Origin of the sequence: Faecalibacterium intestinale, from assembly GCF_040096575.1 — a bacterium.
Lineage (GTDB): Bacteria > Bacillota > Clostridia > Oscillospirales > Ruminococcaceae > Faecalibacterium > Faecalibacterium intestinale.
Window position 1 is genome coordinate 155,336 of record NZ_JBBMEN010000002.1, and the last position, 17,069, is coordinate 172,404.

The window sequence follows — 17,069 nt, forward strand, 5'->3', positions numbered from 1 at the left end:
GTCACACATTCAGATGTTTGCGGATAGAGAACGTACTGCCCACGCCGCCTACGATGGCGCCGCTGAGCAGGCTTGTTACCACGATGGTCGGCAGCACGTTTGCCACCGGCACCAGTGCGCGGCCCATGAGCATCTGCCAGATGCCGCCCAGACCGCCGGCCGCGTTGACCACATAGCTGTAGCAGCCAAGGCTGACCGCAGCAGTCAGGATACCGGAGATCAGTCCCATGGTCAGGCCCTCCACAAAGAAAGGCAGGGTGACCATGCGGTTGGTAGCACCCACATACTTCATGATCTCGATCTCGCGGCGGCGGGCAAAAACGCTCAGACGGATGGTGCTGCCCACCGTGATGATGCTGACCACCATCAGCACCAGCACGATCATGCGTCCGCCCTTGGTGACGGCTTTCTGGATCTCCACAAAGATATTGGTCATCTCCACCGGGGCGGTAACGCTGACAACGCCCGGGATGGCCTGCATCTTCACGCTCATGCTCTCCATCTGGGTCAGGTCGCTCAGGGTGACCCGGTAGTTGGCCTTAAAGGGGTTGTCGGTCTCAAATTCATCCCACAGGGAGGAATAATCCTGCATATAGCCGCGGTAGGTGTTGAGCACATCCTGCTTGGAAACGTACTGCACCCCGCTGACCCCCGGCATGGCCGAAAGGGTCGCGCCCACCTGCGCGGCGGTGGCATCATCGCACGTGGGATCCAGATAGACTACCGTCTCGTTCTGGCTGCCCAGATAGGCCACCATGTTGCCCACGTTCACCTCGGCCAAGCTGGCAAAGATGTTCAGGGTCATGCAAACGCTCAAGGAAGCGATGCAGGCAATGGTCATGGCCCAGTGCTTGCCCAGATTGCGCACACCGCGCCGGGTAAGGAAGAAGAAGGTAGAGGGTCGCATCATACGGCAGCCACCTCCTTTTTGGCAGCGGACGCATCGTCCGCATCAAAGGCGGCAACATCCAGCGAAAGATCGTCCTCGGCGGCAGCCACAGGGTCTGCGGGCACGTCCGAGATGATGCGCCCATGGCTCAGGGTGACCACACGCTGATGGAAGCGGTGCACCAGCTCGTGCTCGTGGGTGACCACCAGCACCGTGATGCCCATCTTGCTCACCCGCTCCAGCAGCTGCATCATTTCCAGGCTCAGTTCCGGGTCAATGTTGCCGGTGGGCTCGTCCGCGATGACCAGCTTGGGGTTATGCACCAGCGCACGCGCCACAGCCACACGCTGCTGCTCGCCGCCGGAAAGGGTATCCGGGTAGCACTTGGCCTTATCCTCCAGATGCACCAGCTCCAGAATGTACTCCACGCGGGGACGGATCTCCTTGCGGGGCACGTTGAGGACGTGCATGGCAAAAGCCACGTTCTCGTACACGGTCATACTGGGGATCAGCCGGAAGTCCTGAAAGATGATGCCCATCTGACGGCGCAGATAAGGGATCTTGTGGCGGCGCAGCTTGGCAACGTCCTTGCCCAGCACGGTCACCTTGCCGGAGGTAGGCAGTGCCTCCCGCAGGATCAGCTTAAGCAGGGTGGATTTGCCCGCGCCGGAGTGACCCAGCAGAAAGACGAACTCGCCTTCATCCACATGGAAGTTGATATCCTCCAGTGCAAGGCGTCCGCCCTTTTTATATTCTTTGGAAACGTGTTCAAAATCGATCATGGAATCGTATTAGCTCCTGACATCAAGATTTTTGACGGTCAAGACAGCCCGTCCGCAGCCCATGCTGCAAAAAGAACCGGCCAGCATCGGTTTCGAGCGGCCGGTTCGGCGCCGGCGGGGCAAGGCCCGCACAGCGAAATATCAGTATTTGGCCGGGTTGTTGGACAGGTACTTCTTTACCATCAGCGCTACCTTAAAGACGATAGCGTCGTCGAACTCACGCAGATCCAGACCGGTCAGCTTTTTGATCTTTTCCAGACGATACACCAGCGTGTTGCGGTGTACAAACAGGCCGCGGCTGGTCTCGGACACATTCAGGTTGTTCTCGAAGAAGCGCTGGATGGTGAACAAAGTCTCCTGATCCAGGCTTTCGATGCTGCCCTGCTTGAACACCTCGCGCAGGAACATCTCGCAAACGGTGGTGGGCAGCTGGTAGATCAGACGAGCAATGCCCAGGTTATCGTAGCGGATGATCTGCTTTTCGGTATCGAACACCTTGCTCACTTCCATGGCGATCTGAGCTTCCTTAAAGGAGGTAGCCAGATCCTTCACGTTGGCAATGGGGGTGCCAATGCCGACCACGGCCTTGATGTAGTGCTCGCCGGAGAGGGTATCCACAATGCTGGCAGCCAGCTTTTCCATATCAGTGCGGTCGATGCCCTTGCGGATCTCCTTGACCAGCACAGTATCGGTCTCGCTGATATTGAACACAAAGTCCTTCTGCTTATCGGGGAACAGGCTGCTGACCACATCGTAGGCAGAGATATCGCCGCCGCTGATCACCCGCACGATGAACACCACGCGGGAGACATCGGTAGCAAAATGCAGCTCCCGTGCCTTGGCGTAGATATCGCCGGGCAGGATGTTGTCCAGCACTACGTTCTTGATAAAGTTGGACTTATCGAATTTTTCGTCGTGGTACTGCTTGATGCTCTGCAGGCTGATGGCCAGCACACCGGCAAACTGCCCTGCAGTCTCATCGACGCCCTCCACGAACACGGCATAATCGTTATGCTTGGCGTTGGAGAACTGCTGGTAAGTATAGCCGTCGCGCACAAAGCGGTCGCCTGCGGTCAGTCGCTCGGCCATATAGCCCTCGCGCACCTCGCCGATCAGGTTCAGCTCCGAGCAGGAAATGACAGCGCCGGTCTCATCCACAACGCCGACCACCCGATTGATCGCGTCCTTCATCTGGTAGATCACGCTTTGAAATACTCTATTGGCCATAAATGGATACCCCTTTTCCTCGTTTGTGCAAGCCGCGGCGGCATGGGTTGTGATTTTAAACAATTTAGCCGCATTACAATCTATATTTTACACAAAAGAATTTACTTTTGCAACAGATTTCAACAAAAAAAATAATTCTTTCTTGTTGAAATTATCTTTCGGGACCATTTTTTGCCAAAAAAGTGCCTTTTTGCGTGGTTCTTACCGTTATTTTACCGGTAAATTGTGATACATTTTTGAAAACCGCGTGAAAAGCGCAGCGTTTTATCTGGTAATTTTTCCCACTTCTTCGTCAGAAAGCTCCCGCCACTGCCCCGGCGCAAGCTGCGCATCCAGTGCAAGGCCGCCAATGGCCTCCCGGTGCAGGGCATTCACCCCGGCACCGTACACACCGAACATCCGTTTGATCTGGTGGTACACCCCCTGCCGCAGCACCACCCGCACGGTAAGCCCATCGGGAGAAAGGGCGGTCACTTCGGCGGGCGAAAGGGCGGTGCCGTCCGCCAGTGTGACCCCCGCCGCAAAGCCGGTGCACATCTCCTGCGTGAGCGGGGTGTCGATCGTCACGGTATAGGTCTTGGAAACATGGTGCCGTGGGGACAGGATATCGTGGGCAAAGCCGCCATCATCGGTCAGCAGCACAAAACCGGTACTGGTCTTATCCAGCCGCCCTGCCGGGAACAGCTCCCGCCGGGGGTAGGCGTCCCCTACCAGATCCACCACAGTGGTGTCCCGCTTATCGGTAGAAGCGCTCACCACCCCTTCGGGCTTATTGAGCATGAGGTAGACGAATTTCTGATAGGTCAGCGGTGCGCCATCCACCGCCACGGTGTCGGTATCCTTCAGCTGGGTGTCCCCTTTTTTGCACACCGCACCATTTACCTGCACGCGCCCCTTTGCCAGCATGGTTTTGGCCTCGCTGCGGGTGCACTGGGCAGTCTCGGCCAGATATTTATCCAAACGCATAAGCGGTTCTCCTTTGTTGATGATGCCCTCAGTGTAACATGACAGACAAAATCGTGCAAGGCACAAATGCAAAAACACTCCCCCAGTCATCGCCTGCGGCGATGACTGATTCCCCTTTTTGTCGCCTACGGTGACATCTTCCCCCGGCCGGGGGAAGTCGGCCTCTGGGATGGGGCCTTTGGCATAGCGGTATCGTTTCCGGTCAAACTGCAAAGTTTTCCTTTTCGCCAGAGGCTCCCTCTCCGAGGGAGCTGGCACGGCGTAAGCCGTGTCTGAGGGAGTTTTCTTCTGCTTCTGCAAACAAAAAGAGCCAAACCCGCAGGCTTGGCTCTTTTGCAGTTGATATTATCAGACGCTCAGGGAAGCGTGCTGTTCCACATCCTCGGGGTCAGCATCGAAGATGGGCTGCAGGACGTTGGCGATGAACTCCTCCACCTGCTGGGGTGCACGGCCCACAAAGTTTTCCGGCACAAGCCCCGCCACGATCTCCTCGCGGGTCAGGCCAAAGGCCGGGTCTGCGGCAATGCGGTCCACCATATCGTTGGGCAGACCCTCTTCCTTGACCTGCTTGCCGGCGGCGATGGCGTGCTGGCGCAGGCGCTCGTGCAGCTCCTGACGGTTGCCGCCCTTTTCCACAGCCTGCATCATGATGTTCTCGCTGGCCATGAAGGGCAGCTCGGCCATCAGGCGGCTGCGCACCACCTTGGGGTACACCACCAGACCATCGGTGACGTTGAGCATGATGTTCAGGATGGCGTCAGTGGCAAGGAAGCCCTCGGCCATAGCCACGCGCTTGTTGGCGCTGTCGTCCAGCGTGCGCTCAAACCACTGGGTGCCGGTGGTAAAGCTGGGGTTCAGCACGTCCACCATCAGGTAACGGGCAAGGGCGCAGATGCGCTCGCAACGCATGGGGTTGCGCTTATAGGGCATAGCGGAAGAACCGATCTGGTTCTTCTCAAAGGGCTCCTCCATCTCCTTGAAGTTTGCCAGCAGGCGCAGGTCGGTGGCAAACTTCATGCAGCTCTGTCCAATACCGGCCAGTGCGTTCAGGATAAAGGCATCCACCTTGCGGCTGTAGGTCTGACCAGACACCGGCACAACGGCCTTGGGGTCAAAGCCCATCTCCTTTGCAATGGAAGCATCCACGGCACGGATCTTGTCGGCATCGCCCTTGAACAGTTCCATAAAGGAAGCCTGCGTACCGGTGGTGCCCTTGACACCGCGCAGCTGCAGGGTAGCCAGACGATGGTCGATCTCAGCCAGATCCATCACCAGCTCGTTGGCCCACAGGGTAGCGCGCTTGCCCACGGTGGTGGGCTGTGCGGGCTGGCAGTGGGTGTAGGCCATGCAGGGCATATCCTTGTACTCCTTGGCAAAGTGCGCCAGCTTTGCCAGCACACCCACCAGCTTTTTACGCACCAGCTCAAGACCCTGCCGCATCACGATGATGTCGGTGTTATCGCCCACATAGCAGCTGGTGGCACCCAGATGGATGATGCCTGCTGCCTTGGGGCACTGCTGGCCGTAAGCGTAGACGTGGCTCATGACGTCGTGGCGCACCAGCTTTTCCCGCTCGATGGCCACTTCGTAGTTGATATCGTCCACATGGGCTTCCAGCTCGGCTACCATGTCCGGGGTGATGTTGGTCAGGCCCTGATTCATTTCGGCACGAGCCAGTGCCACCCACAGCCGCCGCCAAGTGCGGAACTTGTTGTCGTCCGAGAAGATATACTGCATTTCATCGGAAGCGTAGCGGGTGGAAAAAGGGCTGATATAGCGATCATGCTGTGACATTGGTTGTTTTCCTCCTATGATCTGACGGAACTCAAGGGCAACAGCTGCCTGCGGTGCGCCCTCATCCGGCGCTTGCGCGCCACCTTCCCCCGGACGGGGGAAGGCTTTACCAGCGCTGCATTGGCGGTTGAAGGCGCTGCCTATATAGGCAGACACCCTTTTGCTTATTTATTCTACCATCAAACCTTGAAATAGTCCACGCCGCCCTCAAAGATCGGCTGGTATTTATCGCCGGTGACGTTCTTGTACAGATACTCACCGCTGCGCTCCGAGTGACCCATCTTGCCGAACACGCGGCCGTCCGGGCTGGTGATGCCCTCGATGGCCAGCACAGAGCCGTTGGGGTTGAAGCGCTGATCCATGGTGGGCACGCCGGTCAGATCCACATACTGGGTAGCCACCTGACCGTTGCGCAGCATGGTGTCCAGCACCTCCTGCGGCGCTACAAAGCGGCCCTCGCCGTGGCTGATGGCGACGGTGTGCATCTCGCCCACCTCACACTTGCTGAGCCACGGACTGCCGGTGGAAGCCACACGGGTGTGCACCAGCATACTCTGGTGACGGCCGATGGTGTTGAAGGTCAGGGTGGGGTCGCAGGCGGTGATGGGGCGGATATCGCCGTAGGGCACCAGACCCAGCTTGATCAGAGCCTGGAAGCCGTTGCAGATGCCCAGCATCAGGCCGTCGCGCTGCTGCAGCAGACGGCGCACAGCCTCGGTGACCGCAGGGTTGCGGAAGAAGGAAGCGATGAACTTGGCGCTGCCGTCCGGCTCGTCGCCGCCGGAGAAGCCGCCGGGCAGCATGACGATCTGGCTTGCGTCAATGGCCTTGACCAGTGCCTCGCAGCTCTCGGCAACGTCGGCGGGGGTCAGGTTGCGCACCACCAGAATTTCGGGGTCGGCACCGGCGCGGGCAAAGGCCTTGGCGGTGTCGTACTCACAGTTAGTGCCGGGGAACACCGGGATGATGACCTTGGGCTTTGCCACACCGATCTTGGGTGCGGCGGGGGCGGTCAGGCTGCCGTTGATCTTCTCCACGGCGGGGCCGGCCTTGCGGTAGGGATACACGGGCTCCAGCTTGCTCTCCCAGATCTCCTGCAGCTCGGCCATATCCAGCTTTTCGCCGCAGGATTCAAAGGTGTACTCCTTGGTGGTCTCGCCCAGCAGCATACCGGCGGGAGAATCAGACACCATTTCCAGAATGATGGAGCCGTACATGGGCTCGAACATCTGGTGGGTGGTCATATCTGCACGCATCTTGAAGCCGATGCGGTTGCCCAGACCCATCTTGAACAGTGCCTCGGCAATGCCGCCGTAGCCCACGGAGCAGGCAGCAGCGACCATGCCCTCTTCGATCATGTTCTCTACGATTCTGTAGTTGGCCTTCAGGGAGAAGAAGTTGGGGCAGCCGGTCTCCGGGTCGATGATGGGACGGATGAGCACCACAGTGCTCTCGGGCTTCTTGAACTCGGTGGAGACTACGCGGCTTGCCTTGCCGATGGCGGTGGCAAAGGACACCAGCGTGGGGGGCACATCCAGCTGCTCGAAGGAGCCGGACATACTGTCCTTGCCGCCGATGGAAGCAATGCCCAGACCGATCTGTGCATCCAGTGCGCCCAGCAGGGCAGCCAGCGGCTTGCCCCAGCGCTCGGGCTTGTTGCCCAGACGCTCGAAGTACTCCTGGAAAGTCAGGTAGGCGTCCTCGTAGCGGAAGCCGGTGGCAACCAGCTTGGTCACGCTCTCAATAACAGCCATCCGTGCACCCACATACTGGTTGGCGCTCATCAGGTAGGGGTTATAGCCCCATGCCATGCCGGAGCAGGTGCTGGTCTCGCCGTCCACCGGCAGCTTTGCTACCATGGCGTTCTGGGGGGTCAGCTGGTATGCACCGCCAAAGGGCATGAGCACGGTAGCAGCACCGATGGTGGAGTCGAACCGCTCGGAAAGGCCCTTCTTGCTGCAGACGTTCAGATCGCCCACCATGGACTTCATCTTCTGGCTGAAGGTCAGGCCGGACCACTGGGGCTGCCAGACGCTGCCCTTTTCCACATGGACGTTCTGGTGCTTCTCCGCACCGTTGGAGTTCAAAAACTCGCGGCTGATGTTCACGATGGAAACGCCGTTCCACACCATGTTCAGGCGCTTTTCCTCGGTGACCTTGGCCACGGGGGTTGCCTCGAGGTTCTCCTCGGTGGCAATGGCGATGAACTTGTCCACGTCCTCCGGGGCAAGGGCAACAGCCATACGCTCCTGGCTCTCGCTGATGGCCAGCTCGGTGCCGTCCAGACCCTCGTACTTCTTGGTGACCTTGTTCAGGTCAATGTACAGGCCGTCGGCCAGCTCGCCGATGGCAACGGAAACGCCGCCGGCACCAAAGTCGTTGCAGCGCTTGATCATCTTGCAGGCGTCCTCGCGGCGGAACAGGCGCTGCAGCTTGCGCTCGATGGGCGCATTGCCCTTCTGCACCTCGGCACCGCAGTGTTCAAGGCTGTCCAGCTTGTGAGCCTTGGAAGAGCCGGTAGCGCCGCCGATGCCGTCACGGCCGGTGCGGCCACCCAGCAGCACGATCACATCGCCGGGAGCGGGGCACTCGCGGCGGACGTGGGAAGCAGGGGTAGCGCCCACAACAGCGCCGATCTCCATGCGCTTTGCCACGTAGCCGGGGTGGTAGATCTCGTCCACCTGACCGGTAGCTAGACCGATCTGGTTGCCGTAGGAGGAGTAACCGGCGGCTGCGGTGGTGACCAGCTTGCGCTGGGGCAGCTTGCCGGGCATGGTCTCGCTGACCGGCTTGAGCGGGTCGCCTGCGCCGGTGACGCGCATGGCCTGATAGACGTAGCTGCGGCCGGACAGCGGGTCACGGATGGCACCGCCGATGCAGGTAGCAGCGCCGCCGAAGGGCTCGATCTCGGTGGGGTGGTTGTGGGTCTCGTTCTTGAACAGGAACAGCCAGTCCTCGTCCTTGCCGTTGACATCGCACTTGATCTTGACGGTGCAGGCGTTGATCTCCTCGGACTCGTCCAGATTCTTCAGGATACCCTGCTTCTTCAGCTCCTTGGCGCCAATGGTGGCAAGGTCCATCATGCAGCGGGGCTTGTTCTCACGGCCCAGCTCAGTGCGCATAGCCATGTAGCGGTCAAAGGCTTCCTGCACCACGGCGTCGTCGATCTGCACATCGTCCAGAATGGTGCCGAAGGTGGTGTGGCGGCAGTGATCGGACCAGTAGGTATCGATCATCTTGATCTCGGTGATGGTGGGGTCGCGCTGCTCGGAGCGGAAGTACTCCTGACAGAACTTGATGTCCCCCAGATCCATTGCCAGACCCTTTTCCTCGATGAACTTGGCAAGACCAGCCTCATCCAGCTGGTTAAAGCCCTCCAGCACTGCCACGGCAGCGGGCACAGGGTACTCCATCTTCAGGGTCTCTTTGGGCTCCAGAGAAGCTTCGCGGGCTTCCACGGGGTTGATGACATACTTCTTGATCTCGGCCACCTGCTCGGGAGTCAGAGCACCCTCCAGCAGGTAGACGCGGGCAGAGCGCACCAGCGGGCGCTCGCCCTGACTGATGAGCTGGATGCACTCGGCGGCAGAAGCTGCGCGCTGGTCGAACTGGCCGGGCAGGTACTCCACCGCGAAGGACACGCCCTCGGCAGCGGGCAGCTCGGCGTAGGTGTTATCCACCGGCGGCTCGCTGAACACGGTGCTGACGCACTGGTTGAACAGTGCTTCGTCGATGCCTTCCACATCGTAGCGGTTCAGCAGGCGCAGACCGGTCAGGTCCTTGATGCCCAGCAGGCTGATGAGTTCGTTTTTCAGACCGTTGGCCTCGACATCAAAGCCGGGCTTTTTTTCCACATAAATACGATAGACCATTGGGTAGGTTCCCCCTTTGTATTTTATCGAATGGACTTTTGTGTAGGTTTTATCATCCGGCAGTCAACTCCCCCAGTCGCCTTCGGCGACAGCCCCCTCTGAGATGGGGCCTTTGGCAAAACCGGAAAGTTCCCCTTCTCGCCAGAGGCTCCCTCCCAGAGGGAGCTGGCACGCCGTAAGGCGTGACTGAGGGAGTTTTTTTACTGCTTCTCTGCCAGCGCTTTCAGGGCACGCAGGCCGATATCGCTGCGCTTATGCAGCTTTTCAAAGCTGATCTTCTCGGCTGCTTCGTAGGCGTGGCTCAGGGCGTTGGTCAGGCGCGGGCCGGTGGCGGTAACGCCCAGCACGCGGCCGCCGTTGGTCACCAGCTGGCCGTCCTCGGTAATGGCAGTGCCGGAATGGTACACCGTCACGTTCTCTTCGCCGGGCAGCTGACCGTCCACAAGGCCGGAGATGGGCTTGCCCTTCTCGTAGGCCACAGGGTAGCCGCCGGAAGCCAGAATGACACAGGCCGCAGCACCATCGGAGAATTTGACCTCCTGCTGTGCCAGCGTGCCGTCGGTGCACGCCTGCATGATGTGCAGCAGGTCGCTTTCCAGCAGCGGCAGCACCACCTGCGTTTCGGGGTCGCCGAAGCGGCAGTTATACTCGATGACCTTGGGGCCGTCCGGGGTGAGCATAAGACCAAAGTACAGGCAGCCCTTGAAGGGGCAGCCCTCGGCGTTCATGGCGCGGATGGTGGGCAGGAAGATCTTTTCCATGCACTCCGCAGCCACTTCCGGGGTGTAGTAGGGGTTGGGGGCAATGGTGCCCATGCCGCCGGTGTTCAGGCCGGTGTCGTGGTCGTTGGCGCGCTTATGGTCCATGCTGGAGACCATGGGCTTGACCACCTTGCCGTCCGTAAAGCTCAGCACGCTGACCTCCGGCCCGGTGAGGAACTCTTCCACCACCACATGGTTGCCGGATGCGCCGAACTTTTTGTCCAGCATGATCTCCTTGACGCCGTCGGCGGCCTGCTGCTCGTTCTCACAGATCAGCACGCCCTTGCCCAGTGCAAGGCCGTCTGCCTTGATGACCACCGGGTACTTGCCCTCGGCGCGGATGTAATCCATGACCTTTGCGGGATCATCGAAGGTCTCGTACTTTGCGGTGGGGATGCCGTATTTCTTCATCAGATCCTTGGAGAACACCTTGGAAGCCTCGATGCGGGCAGCAGCCTTGTCCGGGCCAAAGGCGGGGATGCCTGCCTTTGCCAGCGCATCCACCATGCCCAGTGCAAGGGGGTCGTCCTGCGCCACTACAACGTAATCGAACTTTTCTTCCACTGCAAAGCCTACCATGGTATCCACATCGGTGGCCTTGATGTTTTTGCACTTGGCGTCATAGCTGATGCCGCCGTTGCCCGGTGCGCACCAGATCTCGCCGCAGTCGGGGCTCTTTTTCAGTGCCTTGATGATGGCGTGCTCGCGGCCGCCGCCGCCCACTACTAAGATTTTCTTAGCCATATCATTTTCTCCTAAACTTTCGTTCTTTCCGTCAGCTGCCTCGCCCTCTCAGTCCGCTTCGCGTCCAGCTCTCCCAAGGGGAGAGGTGGCATTGCGCAAGCAATGACGGAGAGGGCGAGCCCGTTCCCCTTAGTGATGGAACAGCCGCAGGCCGCAGAAGGCCATGGCGATGCCGTACTTGTTGCAGGTGTCGATGACCTGCTGGTCGCGGATGGAGCCGCCGGGCTGCACAATGGCAGTCACGCCGGAGCGGCGGGCACGCTCGATGTTGTCACCAAAGGGGAAGAAAGCGTCCGAACCAAGGCACACACCGGTCACCTTGCTGAGGTAAGCCTTCTTTTCCTCGGCGGTCAGCGGCTCGGGCTGGCGGGTGAAGGTCTCGGCCCAGACATCATCACCGATGACGTCCTCCGGGGTATCGCCGATGTAAACATCAATGGCGTTGTCGCGGTTGGGCTTTGCCACATCGTCGCGGAAGGGCAGGTCCAGCACCTTGTCCATGTGGCGCAGCTGCCAGTTGTCGGCCTTCTGACCGGCCAGACGGGTGCAGTGGATGCGGCTCTGCTGGCCTGCACCCACGCCGATGGTCTGGCCATTGTAGGTGTAGCACACGCTGTTGGACTGGGTGTACTTCAGGGTGATGAGGGCAATAATGAGGTCGCGCTTCTGCTCCTCGGTCACATCCTTGTTCTCGGTGACCCAGTTGTTCAGCATGGTGTCTGCGTTGATGACCAGCTCGTTGCGGCCCTGCTCGAAGGTGATGCCGTACACCTGCTTGTGCTCGATGGGCGCGGGCTGATAGGCGGGGTCGATGGCGACCACGTTGTAGTTGCCCTTCTTTTTGCCGGACAGGATGGCCAGTGCCTCCGGCTCGTAGCCCGGGGCGATGATGCCGTCAGAGACCTCGTGCTGGATCAACTTTGCGGTGGGCACATCGCAGATGTCAGACAGGGCGATCCAGTCGCCGAAGGAGGACATCCGGTCTGCGCCGCGGGCGCGGGCGTAGGCACAGGCCAGCGGAGAAAGCTCTGTCTCCGGGGCAATGTGGTACATCCGGCGCTCCACCTCGGTCAGGGGCAGACCCAGTGCTGCGCCCGCCGGGGAAACGTGCTTGAAGGAAGCCGCTGCGGGCAGACCGCAGGCAGTCTTTAACTCCTTGACCAGCTGGATGGAGTTGAGGGCATCCAGAAAGTTGATGTAGCCGGGCTTGCCGTTCAGCACGGTAACGGGCAGGTCGGAGCCATCTTCCATATAAATGCGGCTGGGCTTCTGGTTGGGGTTGCAGCCGTACTTCAGTGCGAGTTCATTCATTGGTGCATCCTCCTTATATCCTAAGGTTTACTCTTATTTTTCCTCGGCGTCAAGCTTTTTGAGCAGTTCCAGCTCCTCGGGCAGCAGCTCCGGCTCCTCAGGGTCGTCAAGATCGCTGCAAACGGAGTCGTACTTGTTGTAGATCATATCGCCGCTCTCGCCGGTGTCCAGATCGATGACCCGGGCAAACAGGCTCACCTTGTTGTCCACGTTCAGGCTGCTCCACAGACCGGCGGCAAAATCACCGATGGTGCGGGGGCAGGCAAAGCGCAGGGGCTCGCCCTCAAAGCTGGGGATGGGGTTGCCGTTGTGCTTGTAGGTGCTGATGAAGTGACCCTCGCCTGCAACGGGCTGGGGGTAATCAAAGAAATAGCGCTGCACGCTGTCGCCGTTGCCGTCGGCAGACTTGAGGATGCTCATCTGGTAGCTGCCGTCAGCGTACACCACAGCGGAGATGCGGGGGGTGTAGTTGGGGCAGTCCGGCTCAAAGGTGCGGGTGCGCAGGGCATCGGCAAAGCTCTTGCCCTGGCTCATCAGGTCGTAGATGGTATCGGTCTGGTCACCGTTGGTCACGATATGGGTCTTGCCAAGGGTCAGCACCGGGTTATAAATGATCAGGCTGGGATCTTCCAGTTTTGCGGGGTCGGCTGCCATGGTGCAGATGCCGCCGCGCTCGGGCACGGGGTCAAACACGCGGTTGCGGCTGTTCTCGCTGCGTCCCATGATAAAGTAGCCGATAAACATCTGCCGTCCGTCTGGTGCCATTGCCACCGCAATGCCGCGGCCGGGGTACTCGTTGGCGGCCAGATACTCGTTCAGGTTGATCTTTTCCATTGTTGTTCTCCTTTACGGATAACGACCTCGCCCTCTCCGTCAGCGCTGACGCGCTGCCACCTCCCCCAAAGTGGGAGGCTTTGGCAGTCCACACAAAGTTCATGGTTTTGCCAAGGGCTCTCCCTTTGGGAGAGCTGGACGCGAAGCGGCCTGAGAGGGCGAGCCAGTTTATTTTTTCACTCGATCTCTCCGCTACAGATCATAGCCACCGCCTTGGGCAGCAGCTTCCATTCAGCCTGTTCCATCACCCGCTTCTGCAGCACCTCGGGGGTGTCGCCGGGCAGGATATCCACGGCCTTCTGCAGCAGGATGGGTCCGCCGTCGCACTCCTCGTTGACAAAGTGGACGGTAGCGCCGGTCACCTTGCAGCCACGAGCCAGTGCGGCTTCGTGGGGGCGCAGACCGTACATTCCCGGCCCGCAGAAAGAAGGGATCAGCGCAGGGTGCACGTTCAGGATGCGGCGCGGATAGGCCGCAATGACGCTGGGGCCCAGCACGGACAGAAAGCCCGCCAGCACCACCAGATCAATGTTGTGCGCCCGCAGCGTTTCCAGCAGCGCAGCGTCAAATTCCTCGCTGGCAGCGTAATCCTTGCGGCGCACCACGCAGCCCTCTACGCCCGCCTTTGCGGCGCGTTCCAGCGCAAAGACGCCGGGCTTGGAAGCCACTACCAGCGTAATTTTACCATTGGGGTTCTCGCCCCGGGCCTCGCTGTCCAGCAGCGCCTGCAGATTGGTGCCGCCGCCGGACACTAACACGGCAATGTTCAGCACAGTTCCACGCCCTCACCTTCTGCGATGACGCCCAGACGGTAGGCTTCCGGCTCGCCGTTGGCGTGCAGGATCTCCAGTGCCTTATCGGCCTGCTCGGCGGGCACAGTGAGCACCATACCCACGCCCATGTTGAAGGTATTGAACATATCGTGCTCGGAGATGCCGCCCACCTTCTGCATCAGGTGGAACAGAGCCGGGGTGCGCACATCTGCCTTGTTGATGCGGGCGCAGCAGCCCTTCTTCAGGCTGCGGGGGATATTCTCGTAGAAGCCGCCGCCGGTGATGTGGGAGATGCCCTTGACCTGCACCTCCTCCAGCACCTTCAGCACGGGCTTGACGTAGATCTTGGTGGGAGCCAGCAGCGCCTCGCCAAGGGTCTTGCCGCCCAGCTCGGCGGGGGTGGAGAACAGCACATCGGGGTCGGCGTCGATGTTAAACACCTTGCGCACCAGCGAGAAGCCGTTGGAGTGCACACCGGTGGAGGGCAGGGCGAGGATCACGTCACCGGCTGCCATGGTCTCGTTGTTCAGGATCTTCTCCTTGTCCACAACGCCTACGGTGAAGCCGGCCAGATCGTACTCGTCCTCTGGCATCATGCCCGGGTGCTCAGCAGTTTCGCCGCCCACCAGAGCGCAATCGGCCTGCACGCAGCCCTCGGCCACGCCCTTGACGATGTTGGCGATCTTTTCCGGCACGTTGCGGCCGCAGGCGATGTAATCCAGGAACACCAGCGGCTTTGCACCGGCGCAGATGACATCGTTGACGCACATGGCCACGCAGTCGATGCCAATGGTATCGTGCTTATCCATGATCATGGCAACCTTCAGCTTGGTGCCCACACCGTCGGTGCCGGAGATCAGCACCGGGTGCTTGTAACCGGTGCAGTCCAGCTCAAACAGGCCGCCAAAGCCGCCCAAACCGCCGATGCAGTGCTCGTTCATGGTACGGGCGACATACTGCTTCATCAGCTCCACAGAGCGGTAACCGGCGGTAATGTCCACGCCTGCTGCGGCGTAGCTTTCAGAATAGCTCTTTTCCATGTTCTTACTCTCCTAACTTTTTGGCGTCCTTGGGACGGTCGTTCAGGTGACGGTCGTGAATATCGGTAGAAAGCACACTTTCCGGCTCTACGGCATACTCGCCGGTAAAGCAGGCGGTGCAGAACCCGCATTTTGCGTTTTTGGCAAGCTGGACAACGTGCTCGTTGGAAAGGTAGCCCAGCGTATCGGCGCCGATGACCTCGTTGATCTGCTCCAGCGTGCGGCCGGTGGCCACCAGCAGCTTCTGGTCCGGGATATCGGTGCCGAAGTAGCACGGATACTTGAAGGGAGGTGCAGAGACCATAAAGTGCACCTCGGCAGCACCGGCATCCCGCAGCAGCTTGATGATGCGGGCAGATGTGGTGCCGCGCACGATGGAGTCATCCACCAGCACCACGCGCTTGCCCTTGACGGTGCTGGACACCACGTTCAGCTTGATGCGCACGCTGTTCTCGCGCTGCTTCTGGCTGCCCTGAATGAAGGTGCGGCCGATGTATTTATTCTTGATAAAGCCGATGCCGTAGGGGATGCCGCTCTCCTGCGAGTAGCCCAGTGCTGCATCCAGACCGGAATCCGGCACGCCGATGACCACATCGGCCTCCACGGGGTGCTCCTGTGCAAGGAAGCGGCCTGCCTGCTTGCGGGCCTCGTGCACCGAGCTGCCCTCGATGACGCTGTCCGGGCGGGCGAAGTAGATGAACTCGAACACGCACATCTGGGTGTCCGGGCGGCCGCAGTGATCCTTGATGCTGCGCAGCTCGCCGGTCTTGGTGTCCACCACCACGATCTCGCCGGGTTCCACATCCCGCAGCAGAGAAGCACCGGTGGCATCCAGTGCGCAGCTCTCGCTGGCAAAGACGTAGCCGCCGCCGGGCAGGGTGCCGATGCACAGGGGACGGTAGCCCCGGGGGTCGCGCACCGCGATAAGCTTGGTGGCAGACATGATCACAAGGCTGTATGCGCCTTCCAGCACGTCCATGGTCTTGCTGATGGCAGTCTCGATGCTGCCCATGCGCAGACGGTTGCGAGTGATGAGGTAGCAGATGACCTCAGTGTCCGAGGAGCCGTGGAAGATCGCGCCCTCGTTTTCCAGCTGGCGGCGCAGCTCCACGGCGTTGGTCAGGTTGCCGTTGTGGCACAGCGCCATGGTGCCGCGGCCATGACGGACGATCATGGGCTGGGCGTTGGCGCGGACGCGGGTACCGGCGGTGGCGTAGCGCACATGGCCGGTAGCCATGTGTGCCTTGGTAGTGGACAGGCTTGCCAGCACCTCCGGGGTGAATACCTCGTTTACAAGGCCCAGATCCCGGTGGCCGGTGATCACGCCGTCATCGTTGACGGCGATGCCGCAGCTCTCCTGCCCGCGGTGCTGCAGCGCATACAGGGCCGAATAAGCCGCTGCGGCCACATCCTCGGTACCGGCACGGTCGTAGATGCCGAAAACGCCGCACTCCTCATGCAGCGGATATGCAAAATCAGACATTGGTTCTCCTTTACAGCTCGTTCAGTTCGTTCTGCAGCTTTTCTTCCTTGGCTGCGATCTGCTGTGCCATGGCTACGCGCTCGGCTTCCAGCTTTTCAGCCAGTGCATCATCGTTCAGTGCCAGAATTTCAGCAGCCAGCCATGCGGCGTTCTTGGCACCGTTCAGCGCCACGGTCGCCACCGGGATGCCGCTGGGCATCTGCACGGTAGCCAGCAGAGCGTCCAAGCCATCCATCGCGCCGCCCTTCATGGGGATGCCGATGACCGGCAGGGTGGTGTTGGCGGCAAAAGCACCTGCCAGATGTGCTGCCATGCCTGCCGCGCACAGGATGACTCCAAAGCCGTTGGCCTTTGCGCTTTTTGCAAAGGCTGCTGCCTCGGCGGGGGTGCGGTGTGCCGAAAGGATGTGCGCCTCAAAGGGGATGTCCAGTGCCTTCAGCTGGGCGCAGGCACCCTTGACTACCGGCCAATCGCTGTCCGAACCCATGATCACTGCCACTTTACGAACCATTTTCCAAAGCCTCTCTTTCTCATGTCCAACAAGACCGACAAACAAAAAAGGCTGCGGTACACCTGTACCACGGCCTTTATTT

General features: G+C 60.1%; 13 protein-coding genes. All 13 read right to left on the reverse strand.

What is annotated here, in order from left to right:
- Position 1: 1 nt before the first annotated feature.
- Positions 2-910, reverse strand: a complete 909-nt coding sequence (locus WMO20_RS02635; RefSeq protein ID WP_349185753.1) for a cell division protein FtsX — start codon at positions 908-910, stop codon at positions 2-4.
- A complete protein-coding gene (ftsE, locus tag WMO20_RS02640) occupies positions 907-1,671 on the reverse strand; it encodes a cell division ATP-binding protein FtsE (protein WP_349185754.1) in 765 nt (254 codons plus the stop codon). Before ftsE ends, WMO20_RS02635 begins: the two co-directional genes overlap by 4 nt.
- Before the next feature lie 141 nt (positions 1,672-1,812).
- Positions 1,813-2,898, reverse strand: a complete 1,086-nt coding sequence (locus tag WMO20_RS02645; RefSeq protein WP_112090247.1) for a PucR family transcriptional regulator — start codon at positions 2,896-2,898, stop codon at positions 1,813-1,815.
- Positions 2,899-3,162: 264 nt separating this feature from the next.
- On the reverse strand, positions 3,163-3,864 hold the full coding sequence (locus tag WMO20_RS02650; RefSeq protein ID WP_349185755.1) for a pseudouridine synthase: 702 nt from the start codon (positions 3,862-3,864) through the stop codon (positions 3,163-3,165).
- A gap of 348 nt (positions 3,865-4,212) precedes the next feature.
- Complete coding sequence (purB, locus tag WMO20_RS02655) at positions 4,213-5,658, reverse strand: adenylosuccinate lyase (protein WP_055185348.1); 1,446 nt, start codon at positions 5,656-5,658, stop codon at positions 4,213-4,215.
- A 179-nt stretch (positions 5,659-5,837) separates the two neighbouring features.
- Positions 5,838-9,530 (reverse strand): phosphoribosylformylglycinamidine synthase, encoded by a 3,693-nt coding sequence (locus tag WMO20_RS02660; RefSeq protein WP_349185756.1) that lies wholly within the window; start codon positions 9,528-9,530, stop codon positions 5,838-5,840.
- Between the two features lie 200 nt (positions 9,531-9,730).
- The gene (gene purD / locus WMO20_RS02665; RefSeq protein ID WP_349185757.1) at positions 9,731-11,035 is read right to left on the reverse strand and encodes a phosphoribosylamine--glycine ligase; all 1,305 of its coding nucleotides are present in this window, start codon (positions 11,033-11,035) and stop codon (positions 9,731-9,733) included.
- Between the two features lie 129 nt (positions 11,036-11,164).
- Positions 11,165-12,346 (reverse strand): phosphoribosylaminoimidazolecarboxamide formyltransferase, encoded by a 1,182-nt coding sequence (locus WMO20_RS02670; protein ID WP_005922295.1) that lies wholly within the window; start codon positions 12,344-12,346, stop codon positions 11,165-11,167.
- 33 nt (positions 12,347-12,379) lie between these two features.
- Complete coding sequence (locus tag WMO20_RS02675; protein ID WP_256266381.1) at positions 12,380-13,180, reverse strand: IMP cyclohydrolase; 801 nt, start codon at positions 13,178-13,180, stop codon at positions 12,380-12,382.
- Between the two features lie 176 nt (positions 13,181-13,356).
- Positions 13,357-13,953 (reverse strand): phosphoribosylglycinamide formyltransferase, encoded by a 597-nt coding sequence (gene purN, locus WMO20_RS02680; RefSeq protein ID WP_349185758.1) that lies wholly within the window; start codon positions 13,951-13,953, stop codon positions 13,357-13,359.
- The gene (gene purM, locus WMO20_RS02685; RefSeq protein WP_015538200.1) at positions 13,947-14,993 is read right to left on the reverse strand and encodes a phosphoribosylformylglycinamidine cyclo-ligase; all 1,047 of its coding nucleotides are present in this window, start codon (positions 14,991-14,993) and stop codon (positions 13,947-13,949) included. The genes purN and purM overlap by 7 nt, the downstream gene beginning before the upstream one ends.
- A 4-nt stretch (positions 14,994-14,997) precedes the next feature.
- Positions 14,998-16,476: an amidophosphoribosyltransferase gene (gene purF / locus WMO20_RS02690; protein WP_349185759.1), complete on the reverse strand. Its 1,479-nt coding sequence runs from the start codon at positions 16,474-16,476 to the stop codon at positions 14,998-15,000.
- Between the two features lie 10 nt (positions 16,477-16,486).
- Positions 16,487-16,987, reverse strand: coding sequence for a 5-(carboxyamino)imidazole ribonucleotide mutase (purE, locus tag WMO20_RS02695; RefSeq protein WP_005922300.1), 501 nt, complete (start codon positions 16,985-16,987; stop codon positions 16,487-16,489).
- Between the last annotated feature and the right edge of the window lie 82 nt (positions 16,988-17,069).

Excerpts from the sequence above, each read along its gene's own strand:
- purM (WP_015538200.1), bottom strand. The coding sequence starts at position 14,993 with ATGGAAAAGAGCTATTCTGAAAGCTACGCCGCAGCAGGCGTGGACATT.
- purF (WP_349185759.1), bottom strand. The coding sequence starts at position 16,476 with ATGTCTGATTTTGCATATCCGCTGCATGAGGAGTGCGGCGTTTTCGGC.
- purB (WP_055185348.1), bottom strand. The coding sequence starts at position 5,658 with ATGTCACAGCATGATCGCTATATCAGCCCTTTTTCCACCCGCTACGCT.
- WMO20_RS02660 (WP_349185756.1), bottom strand. The coding sequence starts at position 9,530 with ATGGTCTATCGTATTTATGTGGAAAAAAAGCCCGGCTTTGATGTCGAG.
- purD (WP_349185757.1), bottom strand. The coding sequence starts at position 11,035 with ATGGCTAAGAAAATCTTAGTAGTGGGCGGCGGCGGCCGCGAGCACGCC.
- WMO20_RS02635 (WP_349185753.1), bottom strand. The coding sequence starts at position 910 with ATGATGCGACCCTCTACCTTCTTCTTCCTTACCCGGCGCGGTGTGCGC.
- purE (WP_005922300.1), bottom strand. The coding sequence starts at position 16,987 with ATGGTTCGTAAAGTGGCAGTGATCATGGGTTCGGACAGCGATTGGCCG.
- WMO20_RS02675 (WP_256266381.1), bottom strand. The coding sequence starts at position 13,180 with ATGGAAAAGATCAACCTGAACGAGTATCTGGCCGCCAACGAGTACCCC.
- WMO20_RS02670 (WP_005922295.1), bottom strand. The coding sequence starts at position 12,346 with ATGAATGAACTCGCACTGAAGTACGGCTGCAACCCCAACCAGAAGCCC.
- WMO20_RS02645 (WP_112090247.1), bottom strand. The coding sequence starts at position 2,898 with ATGGCCAATAGAGTATTTCAAAGCGTGATCTACCAGATGAAGGACGCG.
- ftsE (WP_349185754.1), bottom strand. The coding sequence starts at position 1,671 with ATGATCGATTTTGAACACGTTTCCAAAGAATATAAAAAGGGCGGACGC.
- WMO20_RS02650 (WP_349185755.1), bottom strand. The coding sequence starts at position 3,864 with ATGCGTTTGGATAAATATCTGGCCGAGACTGCCCAGTGCACCCGCAGC.